Here is an 11,113-nt window from a genome sequence, read left to right as displayed (position 1 = left end):
TCGCTATTAATTTTTAAGTAATATAAACTTATCGATCCAAGTAATAGCCAAAATAATCAAAATGAAATACCAAGAAACTAAACCACCGCTGCTATCCGTCGTTACGATTTCTTTCTCAGGTTCAGGTTCTGGTGAAGTTCTTTCTTGAGGGTAATCTGGTATTGATACAAATGGGTCAATATCTATAGTTGGTTTTAAGTTATTATCGTTGAGTGTAAAATCCTGATAACCATGGTGTTTCGTTACACAATCTTCTATCCAGAGTTTGTAAGATGAAACCTGCGTATATTGACCAGTAAGTTGGTTATATTGATTTTCAGGAAAGTTATTTCGATTTATACATATCGCCCCATTACTAGCCAGTCCAATTAGCCTTACTCCCTTATCACTATCTGACATAGTCTGTTCATTCTGCCAAATAAGAGGATTACCCGAGTCACCATTACAAACATCTTTAATGAGTCCGTTAATATTTGAATCAGCGCATACAATATAATCATGATTATCAGTTAAACCTATGCATTGTTCGTCAGGAACCCCAGCTAAGGTGACTACCTGCAAGATTGATGGATAGCCTTTGCTAACAGTATCTCCCCAACCTGACGCAATTGTCGTTGATGATGAATCAATATTTGTTGCCCAAGAATTTCTAAATTGCTCATCTACAATATATTGCTCATTAACTGTAGCGATCTTAATCGCTTGAGACACCTCAAAAAGTGAGCGGTCTACCCTTAATAAAGCGATATCATTTAAGAATGTTAGCGGGTCATAATCTGGATGTGATATTTTATCGACAATATTAAACTTATATCTATCATGTAAAAGAACAAGATTGTCCACATCAACACTATGAGCACCAACAATAGCTACCTTACCTAAATTATCATTATTACAGTGAGCAACAGTTAGCAACCAATGCTCTGCGATGACAACCGCACCACAAATAATGGAATCGTTATTTTTACTTATAAGAGCGGCATTCCATGGTAGTAGAAAAGAATCAAAAAGATCGACGTCAGAGCCATTAAGCACTTTTTTAACAGGCTGGGAAAAAGATTGCGCAGATAAAAATAAAAGTACAATATAAAAGACCATTTTTTGCATGATTTTTACCATCGAAATTCAATATTTATATTCACTCTTAATAATAAACACCTTTGATAATAATTTAAAAATGATTCCATATATTCTTAAAAGTTAAACTATATTATTTATTTTAAACTTAATAGATAACATATATTAAATTGAAATAGTGATTAATAGACATACAGCCTATAACTAAAAGTTAATAATGACTCATACAATAATAAAGATATACGAATAAAGTAACGTCTAGAGCATAATAGAAAATACTTATATATTAGGTATATATACTCAAAACACAAAAAAGCCGCTAACTTTCGCTAGCGGCTTTCTTTAATATGACGGAGCAGCTCTGGGTATTAGAGGATTTGAACCCTTCTAATATAAATATCAGATTAATTTTAAAATATAATCATTCTTCCAGATGCAAAAAAGCCGCTAAGGGTTAACTTAGCGGCTTTCTTTAATATGGCGGAGAGATAGGGATTTGAACCCTAGATACGCTATAAACGTATGCCGGTTTTCAAGACCGGTGCTTTCAACCACTCAGCCATCTCTCCTAAATTGTTATCTCTTAAAAAATAAGAGATGGCGGTGAGGGAGGGATTCGAACCCTCGATACGTTGCCGTATACACACTTTCCAGGCGTGCTCCTTCAGCCACTCGGACACCTCACCACATTGCGTTAATAGGCACTGCTTCTTAACGGACGGCTACTATATTGTGCTAAAGGTATTAGGTCAAGATAAAACTGAAAGCATCGCATTAAGTGTCTACTTTTAAAACAAATCTGATACTTATACGAAAATATCTCATCGTGTCTCTATTTTGACCTAACGAGGCTGTTACAATAAGTAACTAATACTTGATTACTCTTTCGTTGATCGTTTAATAGGTCAAGGAATATCCTAACAATGATTAAATAGAGACTCTTTTATATGTCTTCAAAACTTAGCGTCATTTTGCAAGATCAACAGCTTGCCGAACTACTGCTCAACGAAGCGCAAACACGTGGCTTTGTCACTGCAATGGCTGCAGCACCTAATATTATTGCCCCAACAGAATGGCTAGCTTTTTTATGGGGTGGAGAAGAAACCTCTCCTTTTAGTACCCATGAAGAATTAGAAAACTATGCCAATGCAATCATTGATATTTTAAATGAAGCACGTACAACTCTCTATGACAACACATGGCAATGGCCTGAAGGCTGTGCACTAGACGATAGCCAAATTGTCACCGAAGCAACCAGTAACTTCTGTGAAGGTATGCTTCAGGGTTGGCAACTTGCGCGTGATGATTGGGAAACCATTATGCCACCAGAAAGTGAAGATAATGCCCTACTGGGTGGCGTATTGCTTTCTTTCAGCCTACTGTTTGATCCTGAAACAGCACTTGAAGCATTAAAAGAACAAGATGCTGATGCCTTAGCGCAATTTGAAGAGATCTTTAATGCCATTCCTGTAATGCTCTGTGGCTTAACACAACGTGGCGCAATGTTAGTTCAAGACTAATAATCCACACATTTCCCTAAAACAAAGAAGGCGAACAGAGATGTTCGCCTTCTTTTTTATGCTCGTTTGTTATTCATTGCCGCTGATTTAACAAAAAGCTTAAGCATTACCTTTTACTTTTAACTGCAATTCAGCCGCAAAATCTAGCATTCGGTTTAACGGGATCAGTGATTTTTCACGTAGCGATTCATCAACAAAAATTTCATGCTGCTCACCACCATCATTTAATGCGGTGTAAATCGCTTTCAAACCATTCATTGCCATCCACGGACAATGTGCGCAGCTACGACATGTTGCCCCAGCCCCCGCTGTTGGAGCCTCTACTAATTCTTTCTCTGGCACCATTTGCTGCATCTTAAAGAAAATGCCTTTATCCGTTGCTACAATAAGCTTCTGATTCGGTAGCTCTTTCGCGGCTTTAATAAGCTGGCTTGTTGAACCCACAGCATCAGCTAATGCGACAACACTCGCAGGTGATTCAGGGTGAACAAGAATAGCAGCATCAGGATATAGGTGCTTCATGTCGCGTAGGGCTTTAGCAGAAAACTCGTCGTGAACAATACATTCACCCTGCCACAACAGCATCTCTGCACCTGTTTTCTTCTGAATATAAGAACCTAAGTGACGATCCGGTCCCCAAATGATTTTCTTGTCTTCGCTATCTAAATGCTCAACAATCTCCAGTGCAATACTTGATGTTACAACCCAATCAGCACGTGCTTTTACTGCAGCAGAGGTATTGGCATAGACAACAACAGTATGATCAGGGTGAGCATCGCAAAACTCGCTAAATGCATCAATAGGACAACCTAAATCAAGCGAACATTCAGCCTCTAAGGTTGGCATCAATACATGCTTTTCTGGTGTAAGAATCTTGGCAGATTCACCCATAAAGCGTACACCACAAATAATTAAGGTGGTGGCTGGATGTTGATTACCAAAACGAGCCATTTCTAGTGAATCACCAACAAAACCGCCAGTTTCTTCAGCCAATGCCTGTATTTCAGGATCGGTATAATAATGCGCCACTAATACTGCATCTTTATCCTTTAGCAATTGTTTGATTTGCTGAATATATTGTTGTTTTTCAGTATCAGTTAGTCGGGCAGGTTTTGGTGGAAACGGATATACCATCTCTGATGGATCAAATGTAATACTCATTTTTCACTTGCTCATTAGCATTCCTTTAGTGTCCGAACATTATACGCTGGATTTTCCAAATTTCACCTTTAACCAACACTGCTTCGACTTCGTAGTAACAAAAAAGCCCACAACAGAAATAACCATTTCTTTGTGGGCTTTTAAAATCAAACCGTAACTGCGTTTATTTTAACTTCGTAAGCGCTGTTTTAGCTTGATTAGCAGACGTTGAATTCGGGTATGCTTTGATCACTTCTTGATAATATGTTTTTGCCGTCGCAATATCATTACCACGTTCTGCAATCACACCAAGTTTCAGCAACGCATCAGCGCGCTTACTTGAGTCTTTGGTATCTGCAACCACTTTAAAATTCGTTGTAGCATCTGCTAGCTGATTCTGAGCAAAGAATAATTGCCCTAACCAATAACTAGCATTCGGCTTATAAACCGAATTAGGGTAAGTCGTTAAGAAGCTTTGGAACGCTTTTGTTGCGCCTTTATAATCTTTCTCTTTTAAGATCAGATTAACCGCTTTTTCATAGGCCGTATTTTCATCGGTATTACTTGAAAAAGCTTCACTTGATGCCGCTTCTTTTTTAGCGCCCGTAGGCTCGGCTTTCGCTGGTTGGCGGCTCAAGTTATCAACTTCTCGATAGATGTCGCGTTGACGATCTACCACTTTTTTAATTTCATAACTATTACGTTCAACGTTGCCACGAAGCTCATCAATATCTGATGACATCTGCTCTAAGCGGCGCTGCATTTGTAACTGCACCTGACCTTGCGCTTCAAGCATACGCTCTAAGCTATCTAAATTCGCTGCCGATACAGGCGCGGCGACCACTTGGGTCGCCGCGCTCATCAGCAACACTAATGCAAGTTTTCGCATTACTTTGTTACTGCTCATATTGGGTTTACCTACATTAGATTAGTAAACTAAAACCGCGCGACGGTTTTTCGCATAATCAGCATCAGTGTGACCTAATACTAATGGTTTTTCTTCACCGTAGCTCACAATAGAAAGTTGAGATGCAGGTACACCTAATGCTTGCAGGTACTGTGCTACTGCATTGGCACGACGCTCACCTAACGCAATGTTGTATTCTGGCGTACCACGCTCATCAGCATGACCTTCAACGATGACTTTAATACTTGGGTGGTCACGTAAGTACGCAGCATGTGCTTCTAAAATTGCTTGGTACTCAGGTTGAATCTCTGCGTTATCAAACTTAAAGAAAACGGTTTGTTCTTGACGTAACTGCTGCAATTGTTGCTCAAGCAATTGTTCTTCACTCATGCTTCCTGATGGATCAACCGGAGTCACAATTGTTTGATCAGGCGAAGTGCTGCCGCCATTAGTACCGTTTTGGTTCGCAGCAGAGCTGTCTGCACTATCTGTTGAACTACATGCTGCCAATGTCATCATTGGTAGCGCAATGGCTAAACTTTTCAAAACTTTGTTCAGTTGCATCTAGATTTCCTTTTTAAACTCAATCGTGCCTCAAAAGGCAAATGAGAATTAACTCAAATTATAAAAATGGGCCCCAAGATGGTGCTCGTACACGTTTACTTGTTGATGGTAAGCGTGCTTGGAAACGACCATCGATGGATACCAAAGAAAGTTCGTAAGTACCATTATTTTGCGCTGAGCTATAAATAATCATACTTCCATTAGGAGCAATACTTGGTGACTCGGCAAGGCGTGCTTTTGTTAAAATTTGCATTGCACCTGTTTTAAGATCTTGTTTAGCAATGTTGTAACCACTATCTGAACGGTTTACGACGACAAGATAACGCCCATCAGGTGTAATTTGTGGTCCCATGTTCTGAGAACCTTGCCAAGTTACACGTTGCGTATCACCGGTTGCTAAATCTAAATGGTAAACCTGTGGACGACCGCCACGATCAGAGGTGAAGTAAAGAGATTGACCATCAGGTGCCCATACCGCTTCCGTATTATTAGCACGGCCGTGAGTAATTTGGCGTAATTGATTGGTTTTCAGATCTTTAATGTAGATCTGCAAGCTACCTGTTTTAGAAAGTACCATCGCTAATTTAGTACCATCAGGTGAAAACTGTGGTGAACCATTATGGCGAGGGTAATCCGCCACTACTTCACGCTTACCTGTGTAGATATCTAACACGAAGATCTGTGCTTTACCGCTTTCAAAGCTTACATACGCCAGTTTGCTACCATCTGGCGACCATGCAGGAGACATTAGCGGTTGTTTGGACTTCAATACCACACGTTCGTTGTAACCATCGTAATCAGCAACACGTAATTGATATGGAAACTTCGATGAACGATTATTATCAACGTATGCAATACGCGTTAAGAATGCACCACGTTCACCCGTTAGCTTCTGGTAAATTAAATCAGAAATACGGTGAGCATATTGACGCATGCGGTTGGGCTTTACTGACGCTTGATTATTCAATAGTAAATAATCGCCTTTTGCAGCCCCTTCAGTGCCTGCTGCTAGTTTACCTTTAACAATGTCGACTAACTGATAATTAACGGTGTAATTGCCATCTTGATTCTTAACAATTGTACCTGTTACAACCGCATCAACGCCCATCTTACTCCATGCAGAGTAATCAATTTGGCTTTCATTATGAGGTAACTGTGGCAATTTATTTGTCGGCACTGGGCTGAACTTACCACTTCGTTGTAAATCTGATGCAATTACTGCAGAAATATCAGTGGGTAGTTTACCTTCACCTTCCCATTTGAAAGGAACAACACCAATTGGGCGTGCAGAATCCACACCATCAGTGATCACTAATTCAAGTTCAGCATGTGCAAATTGGCTAACGCTTAATAGAGCTAAACATAAGCCCATTATCCAACGTTTCATCCATCGCTCCTATTTTATGTTGCACCACAAATCATTTACTGTGGCGTGACTGTAAGTTTGATATCTCTTAATTTTTTCGCAATTTCTGGATCATCAGGCATTGGGAATTGGCTAACTTTGACTACCGCAGATTTTGCCGCGCGACATAATGCACCATCACCACCAGATTGAGTGACATCCAGTACTAAACCATCAGCAGACAAACGCATAGTCAAATTACATTCTTGGCCTTTAAAACTTTGATCAACCAATAAATTTTGTTGAATCATTTGTTTATATATTGCGCCATAACGTGCCACTTCATCAGCAATATGTTGCCCTTTCGCACCACCGCGCTGCTCACTTTCCGCTTCAAGACCTGCAAACATATCATTCAATGCTGCTTCTTTTTGCTGCTGGAGTTTCTTCGCTTCAGCTGCTTTGCGTTTCGCTTCTGCTTCGGCTTTTTTCTTAGCTTCTGCTGCCTTACGCTCAGCCTCAATACGTTTTGCTTCTGCTTCTTTACGTTTCGCTTCCGCTTGAGCTGCTTCTTCTTGTGCTTTTTTCTTTGCTGCTACTTGCTTTTGACGCTCAAGTTCAGCTTGTCGACTTGCTTCTTCCGCTTTACGTTGTTCTTCAAGTTTTTGTTGACGAACTTGCTCCGCTTTTTCTGCTGCCTCTTGTTTCGCTTTACGCTCAGCTTCTGCTTTTGCTGCTTGTGCTTTCGCTACTTTTGCCGCTTCATCAGCTTTACGTTTTTCTTCAGCCGCTTGCTTTTGTTGCTCTGCGACTAACTTGCGTTGTTTCTCTGCTTCTCGTGCTTCTTTCTCAGCTTTTAGCTTGTCGGCTTTTAACTGTCTAACACGTTCAGCTTCATCTTTTCTCTGCTTTTCAAGCGCTTCCGTCTGCTCTTCCAGCCTTTTTTTACGCTCTTGTTCAGCACGTTTAGCCGCTTCCCGTTGCTCTCGAATTTGCGTCGCTTGTTGATGAATCATTGCAGGATCGACAACCACAGCTTGAATGGTATTGCCGCCCACATCTGATTTTTTCATCGTAAAATCAGCGCCCCAGAACAATAATCCAATCAACAGCGCATGAATAAATAACGATATAACGGTGGAACCTGTGTAATTGTTATTTTTCATTCTTTAACCTTATTGCTCAAGAGGCTCAGTCATTAAGCCAACAGAGCCGACACCGGCTTGGTTTAAGGCGTCCAATGTTTCGATAATATGTGCATAAGGTGTACGACCATCACCACCTACCATCACTAACGTTTTAGGCTGCGCTGCCATTTGCGCTTTTACACGTGCAAGCACTTCTTGCAACGATAAGCCCCGTTGCATGTCAGCATTGTCGATACTGACACCAAGGTGGCCATCTTTATCGACTTCCACAATAATTGGCGGAATATCGCTATCTTTATTCATCTCTGCAACCGTTTCTGCCGTGGTGGTTTGTGGCAGATCCACATCCACACCTTGGCTAACGAACGGCGCTGTTACCATAAAGATAATAAGCAATACCAACATAACGTCGATATAGGGAACAACGTTAATTTCCGCTGTCATTTTGCGCTTTTTCGGTTGATAAGCCATTGCTTACTTCTCCTGATTAGCGGCAAATGCTTGACGGTGTAAAATACTTGAAAATTCTTCCATAAACGTTGCGTACGTATGTTCTAGCTTTGATACTTTATTGGTTAAACGGTTGTAGAACATTACAGCAGGAATCGCAGCAAATAAGCCCATCGCTGTTGCAATCAATGCTCCTGCGATACCAGGTGCAACGGTTGCTAATGTTGGCTGTTTCATCGCACCAAGAGCAATAAATGCAGTCATGATACCCAGTACCGTACCAAATAAGCCGATATACGGACTAATTGAACCCACCGTCGCTAAAAACGGTAGATTGGTTTCCAATTCATCAACTTCTTTTGACAGTGATACGCGCATAGCTCGACTTGTACCTTCCATCACCGCTTCTGGCACTTTATCGTTGCTGCGGTGTAAACGTGCAAACTCTTTGAAACCTGAATAGAAAATTTGCTCAGATCCCGTTAGGTCATCTTTACGTGCTTGTACTTCTTTATACAACTGAGATAAATCAATACCTGACCAAAAACGATCTTCAAACTGTGCGGCTTTACGGCTAGCCTCTGACAATACTTGAGAACGCTTGATGATCATTGTCCATGATGCAATCGACATGCCTAATAAAATAAGCATAACCATAATTTCAAGCGCACCTGAATTTAGAATAATGTCTAAAACCGTCAACTCTGAGTTCACTTAATTTATCTCCAGCTTTAATTGTTCAGGAAGTGCAATAGGCTTCATCTGTGTCGGATCGACACAAGCAATTTTCACCAATACCTTACACAGCACTTCGTTGTTATTGTTTACTAATTCTTGGCTAAACTCGATTGAAGCTCGTCGTATATTTTGCACCACTGTATTGACCATTAACTGATCATCAAGTTTTGCACCACGAAGAAAATCAATCGTTAGGCTGCGCACAACAAAACTCATATTTAACGAAAATAACTGTTGCTGATTTAGCCCAATTTTTCTCAAGTATTCTGTTCGTGCTCGCTCAAAAAACTTCAAATAGTTAGCGTGGTATACCACCCCACCAACATCGGTATCTTCATAGTAAATGGTTACTGGCCACTTAAAAACATTAAGTTGTGTCATTTTATTACCATTGAGCCGTGGCTATCATTCATATATGCAAAAATACATTGCTGCTACTATACATCAACTTAATATAACGTTGTTACTGAGTGATGCTTTCAAGTCGTTATTTTATATAAAATTAACGCTTACGTATCCATTCTGACAATCAAATCACATTTCTGTTCACATACCATGCGTAACAAGCGAAATGAATGCAATTCCTACCTAATATTTATAAAAAAACGGCTTACTACCACAGTAGTAAGCCGTTTGATTATTCTACAAATCGCCTTCTATTAAAAAAAGTACAATTTAAGAACATAAATTAATATCGGAAGTGCGATGATTGGCGAGAAAAATAACTGCCAATACCAGCGATGAGGCACAAAACTCATACCAAAAACCATGGCACTGCATGTTGCCCAAATCATCAACGGCGCAATTACAGGACCAAAGCCACCAATTGCATCAGCAAACTGGTGTGGTTCCCACATCACTAACCCTGCAACAGTCACTGCCATTGCAATCGCTAATAATTTTAGTGGCAACATCATCAATGGTGCATGTATTGCTTTTATCGCACGATCCATATTACTCACTGTCGTTATCCATGTTTTCGGTCGTTTCAAGCCATAACGCATTGACGATACCAAAAGAACAAGCCAGTAGAACACCTAAAATCCAAGCAAAATACCACATTGTTCGTCTACTCCTTAGTACAGTGAAGTTTTGTTGTCTTCGATATATTTAGTATCTAGACGACCAAACATTTTGTAGTAACACCATGAGGTGTAAGCCAAGATCACTGGAACCATAATAAAGGCAACTACAGTCATGATCTTCAATGTTAACTCAGAGGATGTTGCATCCCAAATAGTCAAGCTGATGTGTGGATCTAGGCTTGAAGGCATAATGAATGGGAATGTTGCAAAACCAAACGTTAATACCACACCTACCATAGTTAGGCTTGAGAATAAGAAAGCAAAACCTGCACGGTTAGCACGTGAACACAGCGCTGTCAGTAACGGCATCACTACCGCAAGGATTGGTGCAATCCATAGTGCTGGGTAGTTCGCATAGTTAATGAACAATGCACCTGTCTGACGCATTACTTCTTTCGTAGTTGGATCTGAAGGTGCATTTTTAATGATTTCAGATGTAATTACGTAACCATTGATGCTTTGAGATACAAAACCTGCAATAACAAACACAACAGCCATTAGGATTGCAGAGCCTGCAGCAACCTTACGAGAACGCTCATGAATAGCATCTGTTGTTTTCATTTGTAGGAATGTTGCACCTTGAGTCACGATCATCAGTAAGCTCACCACACCACACAATAGTGCAAATGGATTTAGCAGACCGAAGAATGAACCTTTGTAGGTTGGGATCATGAACTCATTCAGTTCAAATGGTACACCCTGCATTAGGTTACCGAATGCTACACCGAAGATCACTGGTGGTACAAAACTACCAACGAAGATAGCTTTATCCCAAAGGCTACGCCATTTTGGATCTGTCAGCTTTGAACGGTAGTCGAAACCAAGAGGACGAAGCCAAAGTGCAGCTAACGTCAGGATCATTGCAACGTAAAAACCAGAGAATACAGTTGCGTAAACTAGTGGCCATGCTGCGAACAATGCACCACCAGCGGTGATTAACCATACTTGGTTACCATCCCAGTGAGGTGCAATTGAGTTGATCATTACACGGCGTTCGTTATCCGTTTTACCAATGATATGAGATAGGATACCTACCCCCATATCGAAACCATCCGTGATTGCAAAACCGATGCATAGCACACCGATTAATAACCACCAAATTAGTCGCAAGCTTTCATAATCAAACATTATTTGTTTCT

13 protein-coding genes and 2 tRNA genes are annotated in these 11,113 nt (G+C 40.5%); 1 reads left to right on the top strand and 14 read right to left on the bottom strand.

What is annotated here, in order from left to right; genetic code table 11:
- Nucleotides 1–6: 6 nt before the first annotated feature.
- The 3 genes from C9J42_RS01705 to C9J42_RS01695 all read right to left on the bottom strand — a co-directional run bounded on the left by C9J42_RS01705 (nucleotide 7) and on the right by C9J42_RS01695 (nucleotide 1,763).
- Complete coding sequence (locus C9J42_RS01705; RefSeq protein WP_233219347.1) at nucleotides 7–1,107, bottom strand: trypsin-like serine protease; 1,101 nt, start codon at nucleotides 1,105–1,107, stop codon at nucleotides 7–9.
- Between the two features lie 448 nt (nucleotides 1,108–1,555).
- Nucleotides 1,556–1,646: transfer RNA gene (locus tag C9J42_RS01700), tRNA-Ser, on the bottom strand.
- Between the two features lie 29 nt (nucleotides 1,647–1,675).
- Nucleotides 1,676–1,763, bottom strand: a tRNA-Ser gene (locus tag C9J42_RS01695).
- A gap of 261 nt (nucleotides 1,764–2,024) precedes the next feature.
- On the opposite strand from C9J42_RS01695, the gene C9J42_RS01690 reads away from it, so the two are divergent.
- A complete protein-coding gene (locus C9J42_RS01690) occupies nucleotides 2,025–2,597 on the top strand; it encodes a UPF0149 family protein (RefSeq protein ID WP_105060577.1) in 573 nt (190 codons plus the stop codon).
- A gap of 99 nt (nucleotides 2,598–2,696) precedes the next feature.
- On the opposite strand, the gene nadA is transcribed toward C9J42_RS01690, so the two are convergent.
- From nadA to cydB, 11 genes are all read right to left on the bottom strand, one after another.
- Nucleotides 2,697–3,758: a quinolinate synthase NadA gene (gene nadA, locus C9J42_RS01685; protein ID WP_107205632.1), complete on the bottom strand. Its 1,062-nt coding sequence runs from the start codon at nucleotides 3,756–3,758 to the stop codon at nucleotides 2,697–2,699.
- A 163-nt stretch (nucleotides 3,759–3,921) separates the two neighbouring features.
- Nucleotides 3,922–4,644 carry a tol-pal system protein YbgF gene (gene ybgF, locus C9J42_RS01680; protein ID WP_107287054.1) on the bottom strand — a complete coding sequence of 241 codons (723 nt, stop codon included), beginning with the start codon at nucleotides 4,642–4,644 and terminating at the stop codon, nucleotides 3,922–3,924.
- Between the two features lie 21 nt (nucleotides 4,645–4,665).
- Nucleotides 4,666–5,208: a peptidoglycan-associated lipoprotein Pal gene (gene pal / locus C9J42_RS01675; RefSeq protein ID WP_107205630.1), complete on the bottom strand. Its 543-nt coding sequence runs from the start codon at nucleotides 5,206–5,208 to the stop codon at nucleotides 4,666–4,668.
- Nucleotides 5,209–5,266: 58 nt separating this feature from the next.
- Complete coding sequence (gene tolB, locus C9J42_RS01670; protein WP_107205629.1) at nucleotides 5,267–6,595, bottom strand: Tol-Pal system beta propeller repeat protein TolB; 1,329 nt, start codon at nucleotides 6,593–6,595, stop codon at nucleotides 5,267–5,269.
- A 35-nt stretch (nucleotides 6,596–6,630) separates the two neighbouring features.
- Nucleotides 6,631–7,719, bottom strand: coding sequence for a cell envelope integrity protein TolA (gene tolA / locus C9J42_RS01665; protein ID WP_107259431.1), 1,089 nt, complete (start codon nucleotides 7,717–7,719; stop codon nucleotides 6,631–6,633).
- A gap of 9 nt (nucleotides 7,720–7,728) precedes the next feature.
- Nucleotides 7,729–8,172 (bottom strand): protein TolR, encoded by a 444-nt coding sequence (gene tolR / locus C9J42_RS01660; protein WP_105060582.1) that lies wholly within the window; start codon nucleotides 8,170–8,172, stop codon nucleotides 7,729–7,731.
- A gap of 3 nt (nucleotides 8,173–8,175) precedes the next feature.
- Entirely contained in the window at nucleotides 8,176–8,865 is a 690-nt protein-coding gene (tolQ, locus tag C9J42_RS01655) for a protein TolQ (RefSeq protein WP_105060583.1), read from the bottom strand.
- Complete coding sequence (gene ybgC / locus C9J42_RS01650; protein WP_107301598.1) at nucleotides 8,866–9,270, bottom strand: tol-pal system-associated acyl-CoA thioesterase; 405 nt, start codon at nucleotides 9,268–9,270, stop codon at nucleotides 8,866–8,868.
- Between the two features lie 278 nt (nucleotides 9,271–9,548).
- Nucleotides 9,549–9,842: a cyd operon protein YbgE gene (ybgE, locus tag C9J42_RS01645; protein WP_107205626.1), complete on the bottom strand. Its 294-nt coding sequence runs from the start codon at nucleotides 9,840–9,842 to the stop codon at nucleotides 9,549–9,551.
- Nucleotide 9,843: 1 nt separating this feature from the next.
- A complete protein-coding gene (cydX, locus tag C9J42_RS01640; protein ID WP_005370675.1) occupies nucleotides 9,844–9,951 on the bottom strand; it encodes a cytochrome bd-I oxidase subunit CydX in 108 nt (35 codons plus the stop codon).
- Nucleotides 9,952–9,965: 14 nt separating this feature from the next.
- Nucleotides 9,966–11,102, bottom strand: coding sequence for a cytochrome d ubiquinol oxidase subunit II (cydB, locus tag C9J42_RS01635; protein ID WP_107205625.1), 1,137 nt, complete (start codon nucleotides 11,100–11,102; stop codon nucleotides 9,966–9,968).
- Nucleotides 11,103–11,113: the final 11 nt, after the last annotated feature.

It is taken from the genome of Photobacterium sp. GB-56 (assembly GCF_003026105.1).
Classification (GTDB): Bacteria; Pseudomonadota; Gammaproteobacteria; order Enterobacterales; family Vibrionaceae; genus Photobacterium.
This window is presented reverse-complemented; position numbering and strand designations above follow the sequence as displayed.